This is a genomic window from Micromonospora sp. Mcm103, assembly GCF_024519755.1.
Taxonomy (GTDB): Bacteria; Actinomycetota; Actinomycetes; order Mycobacteriales; family Micromonosporaceae; genus Micromonospora; species Micromonospora aurantiaca.
The window spans coordinates 92,807-115,047 of sequence record NZ_JALJRJ010000010.1; the positions used below are offsets into that span (position 1 = coordinate 92,807).

Genomic DNA, 22,241 nt, shown 5'->3' on the forward strand with positions numbered 1-22,241 from the left:
GTCAGCCGGCCACGGCGGGCGCGACCGTCCGGGATGCCAGGGCGGGTGCCCGCGCGGCCAGGAAGCCCCGGTAGACCGCCTCGTAGTCGGCGGCCATCCGCTCCACCGAGAAGTTCTCCGCGACGTGCGCGACGCAGTCCTGCGGATCCAGGTCCGCCGCCGCCCGCAGCGCCGCCGGCAGCTCGCCGGGGTGCTCGCAGACGAAACCGGTGATCCCGTCGCGGACCAGCTCCGGCACGGCGCCCCGGCCCAGCGCCACCACCGGCGTACCCGTCGCCATCGCCTCCACCATCACCATGCCGAACGGCTCCGCCCACTGGATCGGCATGATCAGGCAGCGGGCGTCCAGCAGCAGCCGCAGCGCGGTGGCACGGTCCGCGTTCACCACGAGCGTCACGTCGTCGCCGAGCAGCGGCCGGACCACCTGCTCCAGGTAGCGGCGCTCGGCCGGCTCGTTGCTCTTGCCGGCGAGCGTGAGCGGCAGCCCGGCGGCCCGGCAGGCCGCGATCGCCACGTCCGGGCCCTTGTCCGGGCTGAACCGGGCCAGCCAGAGCACCGGGCCCGCGCCCGGGGCGCGCTTGCGCGGGATGTCCCGCAGCGGCATCGCGTTGTGCACGGTGCCCGCCCAGGGCAGTCCCGGGTTCGCGCGGCGCTGGGCGTGCGAGATCGCGACCAGGCCCACCCCCCGGTCGGTGTTGCCGAGCACGGTGCCGTACTCGCCGACCGGGTTGCCGTGCACGGTGGCCACAGTGGGCACGCGCCGGCGGCCGGCCACCATCGGGCCGATCGTGGTGTGGTCGTGGATCAGGTCGAAGCCGGCCGGGTCGACCAGGCGGTCCACGTGGGCCAGGTGCGCCAGTTCGGGCAGCGACTCGCCCATCCGCTCGTACTGGAGGTCGTCGCAGGTGGAGACGAAGTCGGCGGCGGTGCCGTGCTCGGTGCCCGCGCCGAACAGCGTGACGCGGTGCCCCCTGTCGACAAGCGCGTCGACGAGGCCCGCCACCACCGTCTCCAGTCCGCCGTAGCCGGGCGGCGGCACCGACAGCCACGGCGGCACCACCATGGCGATCCGCAACGGCCCGGCCCAGGCGCGCTCCGAGGACTGCTGGTTCACGGCCACGAGTCCTCCCCGTCGGTCCCCGGCGTACCCCGCTGCGCGCGGGTTCCCGGCCCGGCCCGCGGTAAACGACCGGCGGTCAGCCGGCCACCACGATCCCGACGTGCACCTCCCGTACGCCGGGCAGCGCCCAGGCGGCCCGTTCCGCGTCCTCCCGCTGCCACCAGGCGCTCACCACGCCGTCGAGCACCACGGTGTCGCCGTCGACCCGGGCGTCGATCCGTTCGGTTCCGGTGCGCCGCAGCAGCAGGGCGCGCAGGTCGAGTCGCTTCTGTTCGTCACTCGGCGGCGTCGGGGGCCGCACCTCGACCAGGTTCGTCAGCCCACGTACGCCGCGCAGCCGGCGCAGCTCCCGCTCGGCGGTACGGCGCTGGAAGCCGAACTCGACCTCGCCGCGCAGCATGATCCAGCCGTCGGCGACGGTCACGTCCAGCCGCTCGGCGGGCACGAAGCTGTCCCACTCCAGCGCCCGGCTCGCCGCGATCGCGATGTCGGCGTCGGTACGCCGGTCCGTGGCGGGCAGGTCGACCGCCAGGTCGCTGGCGACGGCCCGGACGCCGCGTACCCGGTGGGCGCAGCGCTCGGCGGCCCACCGCCGGGCGTAGCTGTCCACCTGGCCGGTCAGCGTCACGACGCCCCGCGAGACCGTCACGCCGATCTCGGTGGCCCGGGTCTGCGCGTCCCAGTCCAGTTCGGCGAGGACGTCGCGCTGGATCTGCTGGTCGGTACGCACGGCGGACGTGGTGGTCATGCCCCGAGCCTCCCGCCGGTACGGGTGAGGCGCGTTCACCCGGACCGGGTGAGAAACGAGGAGGGGCGGCGGGTGACGGAGCCAACCCCCTTGGCTCCGTCACCCGCCGCCCGGGAGGGAGGCAGGTCCTCGGGACTATGACGTCTCGGCGAGCGTCACGGTTGCGCTCTCGTTGGATCCGTTTCGCTTGTACTGCACCTCGACCCGGTCGCCGACCTTGCCGGCCTGCACGGCGCCGACCAGGTCGTTCGAGTCGTTGATCACCTTGTCACCGAACTTGGTGATCACGTCGCCGCGCTGGAGCCCGGCCTTCTCGGCGGGGCTGCCGGGCGTGACGGCGGCGACGAGCGCCCCGCCGTCCTCGGCGCCGTTCACGCTCACCCCGAGCGAGGGGTGGCTGATCTTCTCGCCGCGCTGGAGCTTCTCGGCCACGTTCTTGGCCTTGTTGCTCGGGATGGCGAAGCCCACGCCGATGTTTCCGGTGCTGCCCTGCCCGGCGGTGGCGATGGCGGTGTTGATGCCGATCACCTCGCCGCGGGTGTTGACGAGCGCGCCGCCGGAGTTGCCCGGGTTGATCGGGGCGTCGGTCTGGAGCAGGCCGGAGATCGAGCTGGCGCCCTGCTGCGGGTTCTGCTGGCCGCCCTCGCCCGCCTGGATGGTGCGGTCGCGGGCGCTGAGGATGCCGGCGGTCACCGAGCCCTGGAGGCCGAGCGGGCTGCCCAGGGCGAGCACCTGGTCACCGACCTGCATGGCGTCGCTGTCGCCGAACTTGGCCGCCTTCAGGTTGCTCACGCCACTGGCCTGGACCACCGCGAGGTCGGTCTTCGGGTCGGTGCCGACGATCTTCGCGGAGGCGCTCTTGCCGTCGGCGAAGACCACCCGCACGGTGTCGCCACCGGCGCCCGCGACGACGTGGTTGTTGGTGAGCACGAACCCGTCGGCGCTGAGGATCACCCCGGAGCCCTCACCGCTGTTCGTCATGATCGTGACGATGCTGTCCTGGACGGACGCCGCGATCTTGGGTAGGTCGGCGCTGTTGATCACCGGGGCGGCGGAGTAGGTGCGGGTGGGGCCGTCCCCGTCGAGCGCGAGGGCCAGCGCGCCACCGGCCACGCCGGAGCCGAACATCAGGGCCAGCGCCAGCGCGCCCGCGCCGACGAACTTCCCGGCCCGGCTGGGGCGCGGCGGCTGCTGCGAGCCCCACTGCGGCATCTGCTGCCCGGGCTGGTACGCCTGGTAGCCCTGCTGCGTCTGGTACGGCTGCGCCTGGTACGACGGCACCGGCCCGCCGTGCTGAGTGGACGGGTAGCCGCCCGCGGTCTGCTGGTTCCAGCCGCCCTGCTGGTGCTGCTGCTGCCCGTACCAGGGGTGCGGCTGCCCCGAGGCCGGGTACGGCGGCGCGGACGGCGTCGCCGGCTGCGGCGGGTACGGCCCGGCGGGCGCGGCGTCTCCGGCGCTGCCGGCCGGGTTCGTGTCTCCGGCGGGTGTGCCGGTTCCGGCGGCCGGGGAGTCGGCCGGAACCGACGCCGCGGCCGGGTTGCTGGAGGAGTCCGACGTCCCGCTCTCGACGCGGGGCAGCTCGGCGGTGTGGTGCGACGGCTCGGCGTCGGCGGGGGCCGGCGACCGCTGCGGATCGGTCTCGTGGTCGGTCATGTCACCAGCTTTCCCCGTAGCACTGTCACCAGCCTGGAATCCGCCTGGAAGTTTTCTGAATGTCACTCCCCGGCCTAGGGCTCCTCGGGCTCCTCGGGCAGCAGCGGCAGCTTCACCCGGAACGTCGCCCCGCCGCCCGGCGTCTCCGCCACCTCGACGGTGCCGTGGTGCGCGGCGACGAGCGCGGCCACGATGGCCAGGCCGAGGCCGGTGCTGATCGGTCCGCCGGCCCGGCGGGTACGCGCGGCGTCCACCCGGTAGAACCGCTCGAAGACCCGTTCGGCCTGCTCCGGGGTGAGGCCGGGACCGGTGTCCGCCACCTCCACCACGGCGAGGTTGCCCGCCTCGGCCCGCAGCCGCAGCGTCACCGAGGCGTCCGGCGGCGTGTGGGTGAGCGCGTTCGTCATCAGGTTGCCGATCACCTGGCGCAGGCGCGCGTCGTCGCCGAGCACCACCAGCGGCCCGGCGCCCGGTTCCCGCTCCAGCTCGATCCGCCGGTCCGGGGCGATCACCCGGGCCGCCTCGACCGCGTCGGACGCCAGCACCGGCAGCTCGACCGGGGCCAGTGCGATCGGCCGTTCCCGGTCCATCCGCGCCAGCAGCAGCAGATCCTCCACCAGCAGACCCATCCGGGACGCCTCGTCCTCGATGCGGCGCAGCAGGTCGGCGGTCTGCTCCGGCGCCCGCGCCGCGCCCTGGCGGTACAGCTCGGCGAAGCCCCGGATGGTGGTCAGCGGCGTACGCAGCTCGTGCGAGGCGTCGGCGATGAACTGCCGCATCCGCTCCTCGGACCGGCGGGCCCGCGCCTCCGACGCCTGTGCGTACGCGGCGGCGTCCCGCGCGCCCATCTCGGCGCTGCGCGCCGCCGCCTCGGAGGCGGCCCGCGCGGTGAACGCGGCCTCGATCTGCGCGAGCATGGCGTTCAGTGCCCGGGACAGGCGGCCCAGCTCCGAGGTGGGGCACGGCCGCCCCTCCTCCGGGTCGGGCACCCGCCGGGTCAGGTCGCCGCCGGCGATGGCGGCCGCCGTACGCTCTATCTCCACCAGCGGCTTCAGGCTGGTACGGACGATCCCGGCGCCCACCGACGCCAGCGAGATCAGCACCGCGCCACCGACCAGGAGGTCTATCCACACCAGCCGCCCGACCGCGGAGTCGACGCCGGTGAGGTGCTGCCCGAGCGCGATGATCCGCCCGTCGGGCAGGGCGGTGTAGAGCATCCGCCACCGGCTGCGGCCGTCCTCGGAGCGCACGGTGAACGGGTCACCCACCCGCTCCTGGTAGCCCGCGTAGTCGGCGGGAAACCGGGGCAGCTCCTCTTCGCGCAGGCCCTCGTAGCGCGTCGGCTCCTCCGGCAGCTCACCGGGAGCCATGACGGACGCCACGTAGTCCGACGGGATGGTGATCTTGATCGGGCCGCCGCCGGCCTTGTCGAGCGTGTTGGCCACCGTGTACGCGCCGCCGCGGAGCTGGTCGTCCGCCTGCCCGATCAGATAGTTCCGCAGCAGGAACGCCGTCAGGCCGCTGATCACCACCAGCGCCACGGCCACGAGCGCGAGGACCGCGGCGACGAGCTTCAGCCGGAGCGGGACGCTGCGCAGCCTGCCCTTCGCGTCGTGGACGACGTTCACGCCGCCGGCTTGCGGAGCACGTAACCGACTCCCCTGAGCGTGTGGATCAGCCGGGGCTGGGTGTTGTCGACCTTGCGCCGCAGGTACGAGATGTAGGACTCGACGATGTTGTCGTCACCGCGGAAGTCGTAGTTCCAGACGTGGTCGAGGATCTGCGCCTTGCTGAGCACCCGGTTGGCGTTGAGCATCAGGTAGCGCAGCAGCTTGAACTCGGTCGGCGACAGCTGCACCCGCTGGCCGGCCCGGTGCACCTCGTGGGTCTCCTCGTCCAGCTCCAGGTCGGCGAAGGTGAGGCGGGACGGAGCCTGCTCACCGGTCGCGGTACGCCGCAGCACGGCCCGGATCCGCGCGGTCAGCTCCTCCAGGCTGAACGGCTTGGTGACGTAGTCGTCGCCGCCCAGGGTGAGCCCGCGGATCTTGTCGTCGGTGGCGTCGCGCGCGGTCAGGAACACCACAGGGGTACGCGTACCACCCTCGCGCAGCATCCGGATGACCTCGAAGCCGTCCAGGTCGGGCAGCATCACGTCGAGCACCACCAGGTCGGGCCGGTGGTCCTTGGCGGCGTTCAGGGCGGCACTGCCGCTGGTCGCGGTGGCCACGTCGAAGCCCGCGAACCGCAGGCTCGCGGAGAGCAGTTCGAGGATGTTGGGGTCGTCCTCGACGACGAGAAGCCGTGCCTCGGTCTGGGTAGCCGCCATGGCCCAATCATCCGCGCTCCGGCTGCGGTCGCGCTGGGTGCTCCCTGGAAACAACCTGTGAGATCAGCGGAGCAGCCGCCGGAGCCCTTCCAGCGCGCCGTCGAGCAGCCGGATCGCGGTACGGAGCTGGTTGTCGCTCAGCCGCCGGGCCCGGACCAACGCCCCGACCTCGACCGTGAACGCGGCCAGCCGCTTGTCGAAGTCGGCGAGCAGCGGTGAGTCGTCCGGACGGGCCGCGCCCTCGCCGGTCGCCGGACGCGCGGTGGCGGACGTCGCCCAGCCGCCCTGCCGGGTCTGCCGGGCCACCTCGCGCAGCTCCCGCTTCAGGTCGCGCACCGATCCGCGTACCTCGGTGCGGATCTCCCCGGCCAGCGCGGAGAGATCCTCGACGGCGGCGCCGATGTCGCTCTCCAGCGCCGACAGCTCGTCGGCGCGCTGGCGCAGTTCGGCGCGGCCCGCCTCGGTGATCTCGTAGACCTTGCGCCCGCCCGCGGCGGTGTGCGTGACCAGCCCCTCCGCCTCCAGCCGTTGCAGGCGCGGGTAGATGGTGCCGGCGCTTGGTGCGTACAGGCCGAGGAAGCGCTCCTCCAGCAGGCGGATCAGCTCGTAGCCGTGCTTCGGGCCGTCGTCGAGCAGCTTCAGCAGGTAGAGCCGGAGCCGGCCGTGGCTGAACACCGCGGTCACGGCACGTCCTCCACATGGTCGGCGGGCGCGACCGGGCGGGCGAGCAGCGCGATGCTGCCGGAGGTCGCGGAGGCCCAGAGCCTACCCGCACCGCCGCCGAGCACACCGTGGCTGTCCTTGATCGAGCCGAGCCCGCGTCCACCGCTGTCCACCTGGGGAAAGCCGCTGGTGATCTTGCCGGACGTGGTGTGCAGGTGCACGGTGAGGTCGCTGTCCTCGCGGACCCGGACGGTGATGCTGCCGGAGATGGCGCTGAGCCGGATCTCGCTGCCGCGCGGGTTGTCCAGGTCGCAGGTGATCGAGCCGGAGACGGCGTGGGCGCGGACCCGGTCGGGCGCGCTGTCGGCGAGGATCAGCTCACCGGAGACCGTCTCCAGGTCCAGGTCGCCGCCGATGCCGAGCGCCTCGACCGGCCCGGAGATGACCTTCGCGCTGGTGCGTCCCCGCAGCCCGCGCAGCGTGACCTGCCCGGAGGTGACGTCGACCCGGGTCTCCCGGCGCAGCCCGGAGGCGACGAGCGCGCCGCTGACCACCGACAGGGTGGCGAGCACGTCCGGCGGAACCGCTACCGACACCTCGGCCCGGATCCGGTTGCCGAACCACGAGAAGATGCCGAACAGGCCGGGCTTGCGCTTGTGCCGGATCGTCAGCCGCCCGTCGCGGACCTCGACGAGGAGCGGCCGGCTGCTGACCCGGGTCACGTCGACCCGGGCCGGACCGTCGGCGCCGACCACGTTGAGCCGGCCGCTGATCAGCTCGGCGTCGAGCCGGGTGATCGGCTCGTCCAGCGTGATGCGCTGCGGGTTCTCGACCGTCCAACTGGCCATGACACGCTCCCCTCGTCGGCGCGCCGACCCACGGCGTGCCAGGTGTTGCGAGGAGCATAACGCGATACATCGCGACTGAACAAGATACTATCGCGACTGTGTCGCGTCCCCGACGGCTGAGCGGGTCAGGCCGCCAGGTCGAGCTGCGCCGCGAGCACGGGACGCGGGGCCGGGTGGACGGCGGCCTCGGCGATCCGGGCCAGCGCGCGGCGATCAGCCCTCTCGGCCGGGTGCAGCGCCGCGCTCACCGTCACCGACACGGTCAGGCCCCGGGCGGCGAGCACGCGGCGTACCGACGCCCAGAGCGTCTCCGCACCCAGGAAGGCGGGCAGCGTGCTCGGGTCGCCCGCGTACCGGTAACCGATGCTCAGCGGCAGCACCGGGGCGCCCGCCGCCACGGCGGCCTCGAACATCGCCGGCCGGAAGCCGCGGCTCGGGCGGCAGTCCGTGGCGGCGCCGCACCAGGTCGTACCCTCCGGGAACACCGCCACCGACCGCCCGGACCGCAGCGCGCCGGCCACCCGCGCGACGGTGGCCGGCAGGTCACGCGGCCGGGACCGGTCCACGAAGACGGTGCCCGCCGCGGCGGCCAGGCCGCCGACCAGCGGCCAGCTCCGGACCTCGCGCTTCGCCACCATCCGGACCGGCGACACGGCGAGCACCGCCAGGACGTCCAGCCAGGAGACGTGGTTGGCGACCAGCAGCGCGCGCCCGCGCGGCACCCGGCCGCGGACCAGCAGCCGGACCCCGAGGGTACGCAGCGTCCACCGTGCCCAGGCGCGCAACGCGGCCCGGCCCCGGGCGGCGGACAGCAGCGGTAGCAGCACGGTCAGGCCCGCCCCGGCCAGCAGCATGCCGAGTACGCCGAGCAGGCGTCCCGCCCGGCGCAGCCGCGACACGTCCGGCGCGGCGGGCGGCGGCAGGCAGTCCGGCCCGCAGCCGGAGGCGGGCCGCCACAGGCCCTCCCCGGCACCCGGACCGGCTGTCCACGGCTCGGCGGCGGCGGTGGTCACGACCTCGCCTCGCCGAGGAAGTGCCGCAGGTAGCGCGGGTTCATCCGGTCCAGCGAGAACAACACGTAGAAGTCGGCGCAGCCGAAGTCCGCGTCGTACCCGGGCTCGCCGGCCACCCAGGCGCCCAGCCGCAGGTAGCCGCGCAGCAGCGGCGGCACGAGCGCCCGGCGTTGCGCCGGGGTGAGCGCGGCGAGGTCGGCGGCGGGCGCCTCGGCGAACCAGGGCCGGCGCGGGGTGACCCGCAGCAGTGGCGGGGCGAGGTGCCGGGCGGTGACCTCGGACCACACCTGCGCGGCGGCGGTCCCGCCGTCGGCGACCGGCACCGAGGCGCAGCCGCCGAGCCAGCGGGCGCCGCGCAGGTGCAGGTAGCGGCAGATCCCGGCCCACATCAGGTTGATCACCGCGCCGGTGCGGTGATCAGGGTGGACGCAGGAGCGGCCCGCCTCGACCAGGTGGTCGCGGAGCGGGGCCAGCGGGCTCAGGTCGAACTCGGCGTCGGCGTACCGGCGGTCGGTGCGGCCGGGCGGCAGCAGCCGGTACGTGCCGACGACCTCGCCGGTGCCCTCGTGCAGCACCACCAGGTGGTCGCAGTACGCGTCGAACCCGTCGGTGTCGAGCCCGGTGGGGGCGGTCGGCAGGGTGGCGCCGAGTTCGCCGGCGAACACCTCGTGGCGCAGGCGTTGCGCGGCCGCGACCAGTGTCGGGTCGTCGGCGATCAGCAGGGTGTAACCGCTGGTCGTGAGCGGTGCGCCAGCGGCGTGCAGAACGGCCATGACTCCTGTGTAGGTGCGCCGGGTTGCCGCCGGACGGGATGAGGGGTGTCGATCCGGTGAACGCCGGTCGGCGGCGGCGTGCGAACCGGGACGGCCGGGACGGGACCGGCGTGTGCGAGGCTGCCGGGCGGACCGCCGCGACGGCGCCGGCGGAGGGGAACCCGGAGGTGCACATGCTGGTCGAGGCCCGCTTCCAGGGGCCGGACGGCTCCGGCAACGGCGGCTGGAGCGCCGGGATCTTCGCCGGGCTGATCGACGACCGGGGCCCGGTGGAGGTCACGTTGCGCCGGCCGCCGCCGCTGGACACCCCGCTGACCGCCGCCGACGGCGAGGTACGCGATCCGGACGGTCACGTGATCGCCCAGGTACGCCGGGTCGAGCCGGTCGACGCGGTGGTGCCGCCGGTGGACCCGGCGACGGCGGAACAGGCCGCGCGGGCGTACCCCGGTCTGGTCGACCACCCGTTCCCCCGCTGCTACGTCTGCGGCCCGGCGAACCCGGACGGGCTGCGGATCTTCCCCGGCCGGCTGCCGGACGGGCGGACCGCCGCGCCGTTCCGCGCGCCGGGCGCTGTGGTTCCCGCGACGGTGTGGGCGGCGCTGGACTGCCCGGGCGGCTGGGCGGTGCTGGCGCCCGGCCGGCCGTACGTGCTGGGGCGGATCGCCGCGCAGGTCACGGCGCTGCCACGGCCCGGCGACGAGTGCGTGGTGACCGGCCTCGCAGTCGGCGGCGAGGGACGCAAGGCCGAGGTGCACACCAGCCTGTACGGTTCGGACGGCGCAATGCTCGGCCGCGCCCGGGCCACCTGGGTGGCGCTGCCGCCCCGGTGATCTCCTCCCTGAGGAGGACGGCGCGTACGCGTCCCGCCTGATTGACCCCCTTGCGCCGGGTTGGAAGGCTGTTGCGGGGCGCCCCCGCAACGGCGCCCCCACCGGCGCGCGTCGAGCCCGCCGGGGCAGGAGAGGAGAATGATGTCCGACGGGCAGCCACGCCCCAGTGCCGGGACCGGCCAGATCATCGTGTCCGGCCTGACCAAGCAATACAAGACCGTCCGCGCGGTGGACAACCTGTCGTTCACTGTCGAGCCGGGCCGGGTCACCGGCTTCCTCGGCCCCAACGGCGCCGGTAAGACGACCACGCTGCGCATGCTGCTCAACCTGGTGACGCCGAGCGCCGGCACGGCCACCATCGGCGGCAGCCGGTACGCCGACCTGCCCGACCCGCTGCGCACGGTCGGCGCGGTGCTGGAGGCGTCCAGCGCGCACAAGGGCCGCACCGGCATCAACCACCTGCGGGTGATCTGCGCGGCGGCGGGCCTGCCGAAGGAGCGCGCCGACGAGGCGCTCGCCCTGGTCGGGCTCACGCCCGCGGCCAAGCGCAAGTTCAAGGGCTACTCGCTCGGCATGAAGCAGCGGCTCGGCATCGCCGCCGCGATGCTCGGCAACCCGCAGGTGCTGATCCTCGACGAGCCGGCCAACGGCCTGGACCCGGAGGGCATCCGCTGGATGCGCGGCTTCCTCAAGGGGCTGGCCGCCGAGGGACGGACGGTGCTGGTCTCCAGCCACCTGCTCTCCGAGATGCAGCTGCTCGCCGACGACGTGGTGATCATCGCGGCCGGCAAGCTGGTCCGGCAGGGCCCGGTCGACCAGGTGATGGCCTCGATGACGCACGACGTGCGGGTGCGGGTGCGCACCCCGCAGGCCGACGACCTGGTCGCGGCGCTGCGCGAGCAGTCCGCCACGGTCGACACCGACCCGCACGGCGCGCTGCTGGTGACCGGCGTGGACGCGCCGACCGTGGGCCGGGTCGCGCTGGCCGCCAAGGTGGAGCTGCACGAGCTGACCACCGAGCGCCCCGACCTCGAAGGGGTCTTCCTGGAGCTGACGGCCGGAAAGGCGGAGATCCGATGACGCTTGTCCGATCCGAACTGCTCAAGATCCGTACCACCAGCACCTGGTGGATCTTCGGCCTGATCAGCCTGGCGCTGTGGGCGCTCACGCTGTTCTTCAACTGGTTGCAGACCGAGGCGCTGGCCGGCGGAGACTTCGGCGAGGTGCCGGCCGACCAGTCCGACCAGTTGCAGGCCATCTCGGCCGCCGACAACCTGGCGGCCAACCTCTACACCAACGGGCAGTTCTTCGGGCTGCTCATCGTGCTGCTGCTGGGCATCGTGGTGGTGACCAGCGAGTTCTTCCACCAGACGGTGACCACCACGTTCCTCACCGCACCGCACCGCACCGCGGTGATGCTGGCCAAGCTGGTCGCGGCCGGCGTGCTGGCGCTGCTGTTCTGGCTCGTCACCACAGTGCTGAACCTGATCATCTCGCCGCTGATCCTCAACTCGGTGGACGTCGGCTCGCAGCTCGGCAGCGGCGCCGTCTGGCGGGCGATCGCGCTCAACGGCCTGGCCTACCTGCTCTGGTCGGTGCTCGGCGTCGGGCTCGGCGTGCTGATCCGCAGCCAGATCGGCGCCACGGTGACCGGCATCCTGTTCTACCTGGGCGGCGCGATCGGCGCGGTCATCGTGCTGAGCCTGCTCGCCTCGCGGTACGGCGACTGGATCAACAAGCTCCAGTTGCTGGTGCCGTCGCTGGCCTCCGGGCTCATGGTGGGCGGTGACACCGACATCCCGGGCAACCCGCCGCAGTGGGCCGGCGCCCTCGTGCTGATCGGATACGCGGTGGTGGCCGGCGCGATCGGCGTGGCCACGATCCGCAAGCGCGACATCTCCTGACCTCGCGGTCGGAACGGACCCCGGCCGGTGACGGACGTCACCGGCCGGGGTTCGTTTCGTCTAGCAGGAGTCGGTGGATCACGCAGCGTTTGCCGAACTTCTGGCATCTTCTGTGAAACGGACCACCAGCCGGAGGCGAGAATGCCTGCGCGCAGCGCACGGCGTAGCCTTGGCATCGGTTTACCCAGCGTCGGCAACCGGGGGTCACCGGGGGCCACCGTGACATTCACAACCGCGTGAAAGAGGCGATTAGCGGCCGTGTCGACCCAGCAGACTTCGCAGGAGAACCCACTGGCGGGTTTCGGCCCGAACGAGTGGATCGTCGAGGAGATGTACCAGCGTTACCTCGCCGACCCCTCGAGCGTCGATTCGGCCTGGCACGACTTCTTCGCCGACTACCGGCCGGCCCCGGGCGCCGCCACGCCGCGCCCGGACGGGCAGGCCAAGCCGGCCGCGAAGCCGGAGCCGGCCGAGCAGCAGGAAGCAGTGGCAACCGTCAAGGAGCAGCCCGCCAAGGCGGAGCCGAAGGCCGCACCCAAGGCCACGCCCGCTCCGGCCAAGCCCGCCGCCAAGCCGGCGGCGAAGGCCCCTGAGCCGGCCAAGAAGTCCGCCCCGGCCAAGCCGGCCGCCAAGGCGCCGACCGCGAGCGCCGCGGGCACCACGCCGCTGCGCGGCGTCGCCGCCAAGATCGTGCAGAACATGGACGCGTCGCTGTCGGTCCCGACCGCCACCAGCGTGCGCGCCGTCCCGGCCAAGCTGCTCGTCGACAACCGCATCGTGATCAACAACCACCTGACCCGCGGTCGCGGTGGCAAGGTCAGCTTCACCCACCTGATCGGGTACGCGCTCGTCCGCGCGGTCGTCGAGCACCCGGAGATGAACAACTCCTTCGCCGAGGTCGACGGCAAGCCGGCGATGGTCCGCCCGGAGCACGTCAACCTGGGCATCGCGATCGACCTGGTCAAGCCGGACGGCTCGCGCAACCTGGTGGTGCCGTCCATCAAGGGCTGCGAGCAGATGGACTTCCGGCAGTTCTGGCAGGCGTACGAGGACGTGGTCCGGCGCGCCCGCCGCAACGAGCTGACCATGGAGGACTACTCCGGCACCACGATCTCGCTCACCAACCCGGGCGGCATCGGCACGGTGCACTCGATCCCGCGCCTGATGCAGGGGCAGAGCGCCATCATCGGCGTCGGCGCGATGGAATACCCGGCCCCCTACCAGGGCATGAGCGAGGCCACCCTGGCCGAGAACGCGGTCAGCAAGGTCATCACGCTGACCAGCACGTACGACCACCGGATCATCCAGGGCGCGCAGTCCGGCGAGTTCCTCAAGGTCATGCACGAGCTGCTGCTCGGCGAGCGCGGCTTCTACGACGACATCTTCACCTCGCTGCGGATCCCGTACGAGCCGGTGCGCTGGATGCGCGACGTCGCAGTCGACAGCGAAGGCCAGATCAACAAGACCGCGCGGGTGCACGAGCTGATCCACGCGTACCGGGTCCGCGGCCACCTGATGGCCGACACCGACCCGCTGGAGTTCAAGATCCGGAAGCACCCGGACCTGGACGTCCTCCAGCACGGGCTCACGCTGTGGGACCTCGACCGCGTCTTCCCGGTCAACGGCTTCGCCGGCCAGCAGCGGATGAAGCTGCGCTCGATCCTCGGCGTGCTGCGCGACTCGTACTGCCGCCGCGTCGGCATCGAGTACATGCACATCCAGGACCCGGAGGAGCGGCGCTGGATCCAGGAGCGGGTCGAGCGCAAGTACGAGAAGCCCAGCTCCGACGAGCAGAAGCACGTGCTGAACCGGCTCAACGCCGCCGAGGCGTTCGAGACGTTCCTGCAGACCAAGTACGTCGGCCAGAAGCGCTTCTCGCTGGAGGGCGGCGAGTCGCTGATCCCGCTGCTCGGCGAGGTGCTGGAGTGCTCCGCCGAGGCCGGGCTGGACGAGGTCGTCATCGGCATGGCCCACCGCGGCCGGCTCAACGTGCTGGCGAACATCGTCGGCAAGCCGTACGAGAAGATCTTCTCCGAGTTCGAGGGACACCTCGACCCGCGGTCCACGCAGGGCTCGGGCGACGTGAAGTACCACCTCGGCCAGAACGGCAAGTTCACCACCCCGGACGGCGAGCACGCGGTCAAGGTGTCGGTGGTGGCGAACCCGTCGCACCTGGAGGCCGTCGACCCGGTGCTGGAGGGCATAGTCCGGGCCAAGCAGGACCGGATCGACCTCAAGCTGGAGGGCTACACCGTGCTGCCGCTGGCGGTGCACGGTGACGCCGCCTTCGCCGGCCAGGGTGTGGTCGCCGAGACGCTCAACCTCTCCCAGCTGCGCGGCTACCGCACCGGCGGCACCGTGCACGTGGTCGTCAACAACCAGGTCGGCTTCACCACCGCCCCGGAGTACAGCCGGTCCAGCCTCTACAGCACCGACGTGGCCCGGATGATCCAGGCGCCGATCTTCCACGTGAACGGTGACGACCCGGAGGCAGTGGTCCGGGTGGCCCGGCTCGCGTTCGAGTACCGGCAGGCGTTCAACAAGGACGTCGTGATCGACATGGTCTGCTACCGCCGGCGCGGGCACAACGAGGGTGACGACCCGTCGATGTCCAACCCGGAGATGTACAAGATCATCGACTCGAAGCGGTCGGTCCGGAAGCTCTACACCGAGGAGCTGATCGGGCGCGGCGACATCACCGTGGAGGACGCGGAGGAGCTGCTGCGCGACTACCAGGGGCAGCTGGAGCGGGTCTTCAAGGCCACCCGGGACGCCGCCACCACCCCGCGTCAGCTCAGCCGCCCGGCCCGGGAGGAGGAGCCGGAACCGCAGGTCGACACCGCCACCGACGCCGCAGTGGTCAAGGCGATCGGCGAGGCGCACGTCAACCTGCCGGAGGGCTTCACCCCGCACAAGCGGATCCAGCAGCTGCTGGAGCGGCGCCGCAAGATGTCCGTCGAGGGCGGCATCGACTGGGGCTTCGCCGAGATCATCGCGTTCGGCACGCTGCTGCACGACGGCGTCACCGTCCGGCTCGCCGGGCAGGACTCGCGCCGCGGCACGTTCGTCCAGCGGCACGCCTCGGTGGTCGACGCCAAGACCGGCGAGGACTACCTGCCGCTGATGTCGCTCACCGCCGACGGCGAGCGGTCGCGCTTCTTCGTCCACGACTCGCTGCTCTCCGAGTACGCGGCCATGGGCTTCGAGTACGGCTACTCGGTGGAGAACATCAACGCGCTGGTGGCCTGGGAGGCCCAGTTCGGTGACTTCGTCAACGGCGCCCAGTCGGTGATCGACGAGTTCATCTCGTCCGGCGAGGTGAAGTGGGGCCAGCGCTCCGCGGTGACGCTGCTGCTGCCGCACGGCCACGAGGGCCAGGGCCCGGACCACACGTCCGGCCGCCCGGAGCGGTTCCTGCAGCTCTGCGCCGAGGACAACATGCGGGTGGCCATCCCGACCACGCCGGCGAACTACTTCCACCTGCTGCGCCGCCAGGCCCTGTCGCCCAAGCGCAAGCCGCTTGTGGTGTTCACGCCGAAGTCGCTGCTGCGGCACAAGCTGTGCGTGTCGCCGGTGGAGGACTTCACCACCGGGACGTTCCAGCCCGTGCTGGCCGACACCGCGGCCCCGGCACCGGAGCAGGTGAAGCGGGTGCTGCTCTGCTCGGGCAAGGTCTACTACGACCTGTTCCAGGCCCGGCAGGAGCGGGGCGTGACCGACACCGCGATCATCCGGATGGAGCAGCTCTACCCGCTGCCCGTCGAGGAGGTCCGGGCCGCGCTCGCGCAGTACCCGAACGCCGAGGACTTCGCCTGGGTCCAGGAGGAGCCGGCCAACCAGGGCGCCTGGTCGTTCGTCGCGCTCAACCTGCTGGAGCACCTGCCCGAGGTCCGGCTGCGCCGCATCTCCCGGCCGGCCGCCGCCGCGCCGGCGGTGGGCTCGGCGAAGATGCACGAGGTCGAGCAGAACGCGCTGATCGAGGCGGCTCTCCCCCGCCCGTGACACCACCGGCAGCGGCCCGTCCCGACCCGGGGCGGGCCGCTGCCGTACGACGAGAGGAAAACCGTGTACTTCACCGACCGTGGCATCGAGGAGCTGGTCGAGCGCCGTGGCGACGAGCAGGTCAGCCTGGAGTGGCTGGGCGAGCGGCTGCGTGACTTCGTCGACCTGAACCCGGAGTTCGAGACCCCGATCGAGCGGTTCGCCACCTGGCTGGCCCGCCTCGACGACCCGGACGACGACTGACGGGTCAGCCGGTCGCGCCCCGCCCGGCGACCCGGAGGTCTCCGGTACGCCGCAGCTTCTGCCAGCCCAGCCGGCCGCCGGTCAGCGCGGTGCCGACCGCCTGCAGCAGCACCAGGTACATCACCTGCCGGTAGACGAACTGCTGCAACGGCAGCACCCAGAGCACGCCGAGCTTCTCCCGGTCCAGCCGGAAGGCCAGCACCGCGGTGAGGAACTGGAGCGCGAGCATCGCCAGCCAGGCCACCACCGTGTCGCTGCGGTCCAGGAAGATCAGCCCGTATATCGCGAGCAGGTCGATCACCGGGGCGGCCAGCGGCAGCAGCACGCCGAACAGCGTCAGGAACGACAGGGACCGGCGGCCGAACCGGCCCGACGGGCCGCTCTCGATCACCGAGCGCCGGTGCTTCCACATCGCCTGCAGGGTGCCGTAGCTCCACCGGTACCGCTGCTTCCACAACTGGCCGATGGTGGCCGGCGCCTCGGTCCAGGCGCGGGCGCTCTCCTCGTACACGATGTGCCAGCCGGCCCGGCCGATGGCGACGGTGACGTCGGTGTCCTCGGCCAGCGTGTCGTCGGTCATGCCGCCCACCTGCTCCAGCGCCTGGCGCCGGAACGCGCCGATCGCGCCGGGGACGGTGGGCATGCAGCGCAGCGTCTCGTAGAGGCGGCGGTCGAGGTTGAAGCCGATGACGTACTCGATGTGCTGCCACTTGGCGATCAGGCTGCGGCGGTTGCCGACCTTGACGTTCCCGGCGACCACGCCGACGCGGGGGTCGGCGAACGGCTGGACCAGCCGGCGGACCGAGTCCGGCTCGAAGATCGTGTCGCCGTCGACCATGACGATCAGGTCGTGCCGGGCCAGCGCGAGGCCCGTGTTGAGCGCGCTCGGCTTGCCGCCGTTGGGCTTGCGGACGACCCGGACGTTCGGCAGCCGAAGCGCCGCCACGATGTCGGCGGTGCCGTCCGTCGAGCCGTCGTCGACCACCACCACCTCGATGCCGCCGGGGTGGTCACCGAGCGCGAGCGAGCGGACCGCCGCGGCGATGCCCTCCCGCTCGTTGTACGCGGGCACGATCACCGAGACCGGTTCGGTGACCGGCGGACCCCACGACCAGTCGCGGCGACGGCGGCGGCGCGCGTGCCGTGGGGCCAGAACGAACAGCAGCAGGGTCCGGCCGATCGTGAGCACCCCGACGAGCACGAAGAAGACGCCGAGCACCCCGAACATGCCGTCGGCCACGCGTACCGCGCCGACCAGCACGTGTCCCCGCCACCGCTCGTCGAGCGGGGCCGCCGTCTGCCCGCCCACCGGGCCGGACACGCCTGCGGCGGCGAACGTCTGGTTGAGCCCCTCGCTGACCGTGGTGAAGCGGTACCCGCGCTCCAGCATCATCGGGATGTACCGGTCCAGCGCGGCCACGGTGCCGGACCGGTCGCCGCCCGCGTCGTGCCAGAGCGCGATCGTGCCGGCCGTCCCGTCCGGCGTGGCGCTGGCGACCATCTCCTCTACCGACGGAAGCTCCCAGTCCCGGCTGTCGACGTCGTTCACCACTGTGAGGTAGCCCAGCTCACCGGCCTGCCGCAGCATCGGCCAGTCCCGGTCGCTGTAGGCGTCGGCGCGGGACGAGTACGGGAAGCGCAGCAGCGACGGCCGGACGCCTGTGGTGCTGGCGATGGCGAGCTGCGTCTGTGCGTACTCCAGTTCGCGCCGCCACTGCGGCAGCGAGGCGAGGTCTGGATGGGTGAACGTGTGCACGCCCAGCTCGTGCCCCTCGGCCACCAGCCGGCGGGTCACCTCCGGGTTGCGGACGACCTGCGAGCCGATGACGAAGAAGGTGGCCTTGACCTGGTGCTTGTCCAGGACGCGCAGCACCTCCGGCGTCCACCGCGGGTCCGGCCCGTCGTCGAAGGTGAGCGCGACGGTGCGCGGCGGCAGGCGGTGCGACTGGGTGCGGCCCTCCGCGCCGACGTTGACGATCGGGCCGCCCCCGATCACCGAGCTGGGCACCTCCCGCTGGCTGCCGGGCGTCACCCGGTTGTCGGGTACGAACGCGGCGTTCGTGTACGCCTCGACGACCAGCAGGCCGCCCAGGACGACCACGACCATGGCGACCAGGGCCCAGCTCGGCCGGGGCAGCAGACGCCGCCCACGGGACCGGGGCGCGCCGGGGATCTGCCGGACGTCCAGGACGACGGTGGCGTCGTCCGGCTGCCGCCCGGCCCGGTGCCGCCGGAGGGCGTGCACGCGGCGGGGGTCCAGCGGGACGGTGGGCTGATCGCGGTTCGACGGGCGGGCGGGTGCCTCGTCACTCATCGGCGGGCGCGGCCGGCGCGGCGGGCGGGTCGACGACGGGCGGCGGGTCGACAACGGGCGGCGGCACCTCAGCGGTGGGGGCGGTGGGCGGCGCGGTGGTGGCCGGCGTCTGGACGGGCCGGGGCGCGGTCGGGGCGGTCCGGGTCGGCCGGGGGTACCGAGGGCTCGGCGAGGCCGTGGCGGCGGGGGCGACGGAGGTGGCCGGCACCCGCACCGGAGCGGTTCGGACGTCGGTGGGCGCGTCCGGCGTGGGCCGGGTCACCGCGGGCGCGGGCGACGCCGGCTGGCCCGGCGACGGCAGCCGCTGCTCGGTGCTCGGCTCGACGAACGGGATGACGCTGTCCGGAGTGATCGGCCCGCCGGCGAAGCTGACTCCGACCATGACCGTGTAGACCACACCCGCCGCGCCGGCGCAGTAGGCGAGACGGCGCAGCCGCCGACGTCGCCGCCCGCTCGGGTCGACGAAGACGGGGGGCGATTCCGGTACGACAGGAATCAGTGCGGTCGGGCCATCCACGCGGCCAAGTGTAGATGCGAAAAATCCCCACCTTCTCCGCCGGGCAGCTCGTGTGACCAGGCAGAACAGGCAACACTGACCTCGATCTTGTAGGTTGGGTGCCGTGGCGCGCAGCGTGTACCTGACCGGCGTTGGTTCGGGCGGGGGAAAATCGACAGTGGCGCTCGGGCTGGCCGAGCTGTTGTCCCGCCAGGTGGAACGGATAGGCGCGTTCCGGCCGCTCGTCGCCGGTGACGGCGCCGACCCGATCCTCGCCCTGCTCACCGAGCGCTACCGGATGGAACTGCCGGTCGACGAGCTGTACGGCGCCACGTACGCCGAGGCGAGCGCGCTCGTCGCGGACGGCCGCCGGGAGGAGCTGATCTCCCGGATCGTCACCCGCTACCGCGAGGTGGAACGGCGCTGCCCGGCGATAGTGGTGGTCGGCAGCGACTTCGCCTACGGCGACGGCACCGGCCCCCGTGAGCTGGCCTTCAACGCCCGGCTGGCGACCGAGTTCGGCAGCGTCGTGGTGCCCGTCGTGGACGGGTTCGGGCAGACGTCCGACACGATCGCGGCGGCGCTGCGTGGCGCGTACCACGATCTGGTCGACCTCGGCGCGACGGTGATCGCGGCGCTGGCCAACCGCGTACCGGAGCCGATGACGCTGCCCGAGCTGCCGGTGCCCGCGTACGCGATCCCGGAGGTGCCGACCGTGTCGGCGCCGACGGTGGCCGAGGTGGCCGCGGCGCTGCGCGGCACCGTGCTCACCGGCGACGAGACCGCGCTCGACCGCGACGTGCTCGACTACGTGGTCGGCGCGGCGCACGTGCCGACGCTGCTGGACCACCTCACCGACGGGGCGCTGGTGATCACCCCGGGCGACCGGGCGGATTTGCTGGTCGCCGCCGGCGCCGCGCACGTGGCCGGGCAGGTGTCGCTGGCCGGGCTGGTGCTCACGCTCGGCGAGCAGCCCGACCCGCGGGCCATGCGCCTGGTCGAGCGGATGAACACCGGGCTCCCGGTGCTGTCGGTGCCGAGCGACAGCTACGACACGGTCTCCGCGTCCAGCCGGATCGAGGGACGCCCCAGCACCGCCAACCCGCGCAAGGTCGAAGCAGCGCTCGGCGCGTTCGAACGCTGCGTGGACACCGACGACCTGGCCCGCCGGCTGCGGGTCAGCCGGTCCGCGCGGGTGACCCCGCTGATGTTCGAGAACGACCTGATCGACAGGGCCCGCGCCCGGCGCCGCCGGCTGGTGCTGCCCGAGGGTGCCGACGAGCGGATCCTGCGCGCGACCGAGGTGCTGCTGCGCCGGGGCGTCGCCGAGATCACCCTGCTCGGCCGCCCGGACGAGATCGCCCGCCGCACCCGGGAGCTGGGCGTGGACGTCGGTGACGCCCAGGTGGTCGACCCGGCGACCAGCCCGTGGCGGGACGAGTTCGCGCAGGCGTACGCGCAGTTGCGCGCCCACCGCGGCGTCACCGTGGAACTGGCGCACGACATCGTGGCGCAGCCCAACTACTTCGGCACGATGATGGTGCAGACCGGCCACGCCGACGGCATGGTCTCCGGCGCCACCCACACCACAGCCGCCACCATCCGCCCGGCCTTCGAGATCATCCGGACCGTGCCGGGCGTCTCCGTCGCGTCCAGCGTCTTCTTCATGCTGCTCGCCGACCGGGTGCTGGTGTACGGCGACTGCGCCGTCAACCCCGACCCGGACGCCGACCAGCTCGCCGACATCGCCATCTCGTCGGCCGACACGGCGGCCCGGTTCGGCATCGAGCCGCGGGTGGCGATGCTGTCGTACTCCACCGGCAGCTCCGGCGCCGGCGCCGACGTGGAGAAGGTCGCGGCGGCCACCAAGCTGGTCCGGGAACGGCGGCCCGACCTGCTCGTCGAGGGCCCGATCCAGTACGACGCGGCGATCGACCCGCAGGTGGCGGCCACCAAGCTGCCGGACAGCCCGGTCGCCGGGCGGGCCACGGTGTTCATCTTCCCGGACCTCAACACCGGCAACAACACGTACAAGGCGGTGCAGCGGTCCGCCGGAGCGGTGGCGGTCGGGCCGGTCATGCAGGGCATGCGGCGGCCGGTAAACGACCTGTCCCGCGGCGCAACCGTGCCGGACATCGTCAACACGGTGGCGATCACCGCCATCCAGGCCGCCGCGGAGGCGTCGGAATGAGCCGCATCCTGGTCCTCAACAGCGGGTCCTCGTCGGTCAAGTACCGGCTGTACGACGGCGACGTAGTCCTGGACAAGGGCACCGTCGAGCGGATCGGCGAACCCGGCGGCGGGCCGGCCGACCACGAGAGCGCCGTCCGGGAGATCATCGGCCGGCTCGACCTGACGGGGCTGTCCGGCGTCGGCCACCGGGTGGTGCACGGCGGGCGGAAGTTCAGCGCGCCGGTACGCATCGACGACGCTGTCGTCACCGCGATCGAGGACCTGGTGCCGCTGGCGCCGCTGCACAACCCGGCCAACCTGGCCGGCATCCGGGTGGCCCGGGAGGCGCTGCCGGACGTCCCGCAGGTGGCCGTCTTCGACACCGCGTTCCACCACACGCTGCCCGAGGCCGCCGCCACGTACGCGATCGACAAGGCCACCGCCGAGCGGTACGGCGTCCGCCGGTACGGCTTCCACGGCACCTCGCACGCGTACGTCTCGCGGCGCGTCGCCGACCTGCTCGACCGTCCGTACGACCAGCTCAACACCATCACCCTGCATCTGGGCAACGGCGCGAGCGCGTGTGCCGTCCAGGGTGGGCGCAGCGTGGCCACCTCGATGGGCATGTCCCCGCTGGAGGGCCTGGTGATGGGCACCCGCAGCGGCGACCTCGACCCGACAGTCATCTTCCACCTGCGCCGCGAGGGCGGCATGGTCGTGGACGACATCGACGACCTGCTCAACCACCGCAGCGGCCTGCTCGGGCTGACCGGCGTCAACGACATGCGCGAGGTGCTGGCCCGCCGCGACGCCGGTGACCCGGACGCGACGCTGGCGTTCGACGTCTACTGCCGGCGGATCACCGGCTACGTCGGCGCGTACTACGCGCTGCTCGGCCGGGTCGACGCGATCGCGTTCACCGCCGGGGTCGGCGAGCACGCCGCTCCGGTGCGGGCGGCGTCGCTAGCCGGGTTGGAGCGGCTGGGCGTCACGGTCGACCCGGCGCGCAACGAAGGCCACGGCGACCGGGTCGTCTCCCCCGACGGCGCGGAGGTGGCGGTGCTGGTGGTCGGCACCGACGAGGAGCGGGAGATCGCCCGCGAGACCCGCGAGGTGCTGGGCGTCTGACCGCGTGC

At 72.9% G+C, this 22,241-nt stretch carries 18 protein-coding genes; 7 read left to right on the plus strand and 11 right to left on the minus strand.

Annotated elements, in window-relative coordinates; translation table 11 throughout:
• Position 1: 1 nt before the first annotated feature.
• The 9 genes from OC439_RS14795 to OC439_RS14835 form a co-directional block, all read right to left on the minus strand.
• The gene (locus OC439_RS14795) at positions 2 to 1,114 is read right to left on the minus strand and encodes a glycosyltransferase family 4 protein (RefSeq protein ID WP_410054929.1); all 1,113 of its coding nucleotides are present in this window, start codon (positions 1,112 to 1,114) and stop codon (positions 2 to 4) included.
• Between the two features lie 82 nt (positions 1,115 to 1,196).
• The gene (locus OC439_RS14800) at positions 1,197 to 1,868 is read right to left on the minus strand and encodes a BON domain-containing protein (RefSeq protein WP_262013916.1); all 672 of its coding nucleotides are present in this window, start codon (positions 1,866 to 1,868) and stop codon (positions 1,197 to 1,199) included.
• A 135-nt stretch (positions 1,869 to 2,003) separates the two neighbouring features.
• Positions 2,004 to 3,521 (minus strand): S1C family serine protease, encoded by a 1,518-nt coding sequence (locus OC439_RS14805; protein ID WP_262013917.1) that lies wholly within the window; start codon positions 3,519 to 3,521, stop codon positions 2,004 to 2,006.
• A gap of 74 nt (positions 3,522 to 3,595) precedes the next feature.
• The gene (locus tag OC439_RS14810) at positions 3,596 to 5,149 is read right to left on the minus strand and encodes a sensor histidine kinase (RefSeq protein ID WP_262013918.1); all 1,554 of its coding nucleotides are present in this window, start codon (positions 5,147 to 5,149) and stop codon (positions 3,596 to 3,598) included.
• Positions 5,146 to 5,847: a response regulator transcription factor gene (locus OC439_RS14815; RefSeq protein WP_030271847.1), complete on the minus strand. Its 702-nt coding sequence runs from the start codon at positions 5,845 to 5,847 to the stop codon at positions 5,146 to 5,148. The genes OC439_RS14810 and OC439_RS14815 overlap by 4 nt, the downstream gene beginning before the upstream one ends.
• Before the next feature lie 63 nt (positions 5,848 to 5,910).
• Complete coding sequence (locus OC439_RS14820) at positions 5,911 to 6,531, minus strand: PadR family transcriptional regulator (protein WP_262013919.1); 621 nt, start codon at positions 6,529 to 6,531, stop codon at positions 5,911 to 5,913.
• Positions 6,528 to 7,358, minus strand: coding sequence for a DUF4097 family beta strand repeat-containing protein (locus OC439_RS14825; RefSeq protein WP_135241867.1), 831 nt, complete (start codon positions 7,356 to 7,358; stop codon positions 6,528 to 6,530). The genes OC439_RS14820 and OC439_RS14825 overlap by 4 nt, the downstream gene beginning before the upstream one ends.
• Before the next feature lie 125 nt (positions 7,359 to 7,483).
• Positions 7,484 to 8,371, minus strand: coding sequence for a lysophospholipid acyltransferase family protein (locus OC439_RS14830; RefSeq protein ID WP_262013920.1), 888 nt, complete (start codon positions 8,369 to 8,371; stop codon positions 7,484 to 7,486).
• Positions 8,368 to 9,144 carry a GNAT family N-acetyltransferase gene (locus OC439_RS14835; RefSeq protein WP_262013921.1) on the minus strand — a complete coding sequence of 259 codons (777 nt, stop codon included), beginning with the start codon at positions 9,142 to 9,144 and terminating at the stop codon, positions 8,368 to 8,370. Before OC439_RS14835 ends, OC439_RS14830 begins: the two co-directional genes overlap by 4 nt.
• Before the next feature lie 173 nt (positions 9,145 to 9,317).
• Here OC439_RS14835 and OC439_RS14840 point away from each other — a divergent pair, with 173 nt between their 5' ends.
• The 5 genes from OC439_RS14840 to OC439_RS14860 all read left to right on the plus strand — a co-directional run bounded on the left by OC439_RS14840 (position 9,318) and on the right by OC439_RS14860 (position 16,123).
• The gene (locus OC439_RS14840; protein WP_262014003.1) at positions 9,318 to 9,974 is read left to right on the plus strand and encodes a hypothetical protein; all 657 of its coding nucleotides are present in this window, start codon (positions 9,318 to 9,320) and stop codon (positions 9,972 to 9,974) included.
• A gap of 138 nt (positions 9,975 to 10,112) precedes the next feature.
• Entirely contained in the window at positions 10,113 to 11,054 is a 942-nt protein-coding gene (locus OC439_RS14845) for an ABC transporter ATP-binding protein (protein WP_402807394.1), read from the plus strand.
• Positions 11,051 to 11,878, plus strand: a complete 828-nt coding sequence (locus OC439_RS14850; RefSeq protein ID WP_262013923.1) for an ABC transporter permease — start codon at positions 11,051 to 11,053, stop codon at positions 11,876 to 11,878. Before OC439_RS14845 ends, OC439_RS14850 begins: the two co-directional genes overlap by 4 nt.
• Before the next feature lie 258 nt (positions 11,879 to 12,136).
• Positions 12,137 to 15,880, plus strand: a complete 3,744-nt coding sequence (locus OC439_RS14855) for a multifunctional oxoglutarate decarboxylase/oxoglutarate dehydrogenase thiamine pyrophosphate-binding subunit/dihydrolipoyllysine-residue succinyltransferase subunit (protein ID WP_262013924.1) — start codon at positions 12,137 to 12,139, stop codon at positions 15,878 to 15,880.
• 63 nt (positions 15,881 to 15,943) lie between these two features.
• Positions 15,944 to 16,123 carry a DUF6104 family protein gene (locus tag OC439_RS14860; protein WP_030503218.1) on the plus strand — a complete coding sequence of 60 codons (180 nt, stop codon included), beginning with the start codon at positions 15,944 to 15,946 and terminating at the stop codon, positions 16,121 to 16,123.
• A gap of 4 nt (positions 16,124 to 16,127) precedes the next feature.
• Here OC439_RS14860 and OC439_RS14865 read toward each other — a convergent pair whose 3' ends face one another.
• Positions 16,128 to 18,437, minus strand: a complete 2,310-nt coding sequence (locus OC439_RS14865; protein WP_262013925.1) for a bifunctional polysaccharide deacetylase/glycosyltransferase family 2 protein — start codon at positions 18,435 to 18,437, stop codon at positions 16,128 to 16,130.
• On the minus strand, positions 18,430 to 18,954 hold the full coding sequence (locus OC439_RS14870; RefSeq protein WP_262013926.1) for a hypothetical protein: 525 nt from the start codon (positions 18,952 to 18,954) through the stop codon (positions 18,430 to 18,432). The genes OC439_RS14865 and OC439_RS14870 overlap by 8 nt, the downstream gene beginning before the upstream one ends.
• Before the next feature lie 94 nt (positions 18,955 to 19,048).
• Here OC439_RS14870 and pta point away from each other — a divergent pair, with 94 nt between their 5' ends.
• Both pta and OC439_RS14880 read left to right on the plus strand, forming a co-directional pair.
• Positions 19,049 to 21,124 carry a phosphate acetyltransferase gene (pta, locus tag OC439_RS14875; protein WP_262013927.1) on the plus strand — a complete coding sequence of 692 codons (2,076 nt, stop codon included), beginning with the start codon at positions 19,049 to 19,051 and terminating at the stop codon, positions 21,122 to 21,124.
• Entirely contained in the window at positions 21,121 to 22,233 is a 1,113-nt protein-coding gene (locus OC439_RS14880) for an acetate/propionate family kinase (RefSeq protein WP_262013928.1), read from the plus strand. The genes pta and OC439_RS14880 overlap by 4 nt, the downstream gene beginning before the upstream one ends.
• The last annotated feature ends 8 nt before the right edge of the window (positions 22,234 to 22,241 follow it).

What these genes read in the sequence shown, in the direction of transcription:
- OC439_RS14815 (WP_030271847.1), bottom strand. Translation starts at nt 5,847, where the DNA reads ATGGCGGCTACCCAGACCGAGGCACGGCTTCTCGTCGTCGAGGACGAC.
- OC439_RS14865 (WP_262013925.1), bottom strand. Translation starts at nt 18,437, where the DNA reads ATGAGTGACGAGGCACCCGCCCGCCCGTCGAACCGCGATCAGCCCACC.
- OC439_RS14825 (WP_135241867.1), bottom strand. Translation starts at nt 7,358, where the DNA reads ATGGCCAGTTGGACGGTCGAGAACCCGCAGCGCATCACGCTGGACGAG.
- OC439_RS14800 (WP_262013916.1), bottom strand. Translation starts at nt 1,868, where the DNA reads ATGACCACCACGTCCGCCGTGCGTACCGACCAGCAGATCCAGCGCGAC.
- OC439_RS14845 (WP_402807394.1), top strand. Translation starts at nt 10,113, where the DNA reads ATGATGTCCGACGGGCAGCCACGCCCCAGTGCCGGGACCGGCCAGATC.
- OC439_RS14835 (WP_262013921.1), bottom strand. Translation starts at nt 9,144, where the DNA reads ATGGCCGTTCTGCACGCCGCTGGCGCACCGCTCACGACCAGCGGTTAC.
- OC439_RS14805 (WP_262013917.1), bottom strand. Translation starts at nt 3,521, where the DNA reads ATGACCGACCACGAGACCGATCCGCAGCGGTCGCCGGCCCCCGCCGAC.
- OC439_RS14880 (WP_262013928.1), top strand. Translation starts at nt 21,121, where the DNA reads ATGAGCCGCATCCTGGTCCTCAACAGCGGGTCCTCGTCGGTCAAGTAC.
- OC439_RS14840 (WP_262014003.1), top strand. Translation starts at nt 9,318, where the DNA reads ATGCTGGTCGAGGCCCGCTTCCAGGGGCCGGACGGCTCCGGCAACGGC.
- OC439_RS14850 (WP_262013923.1), top strand. Translation starts at nt 11,051, where the DNA reads ATGACGCTTGTCCGATCCGAACTGCTCAAGATCCGTACCACCAGCACC.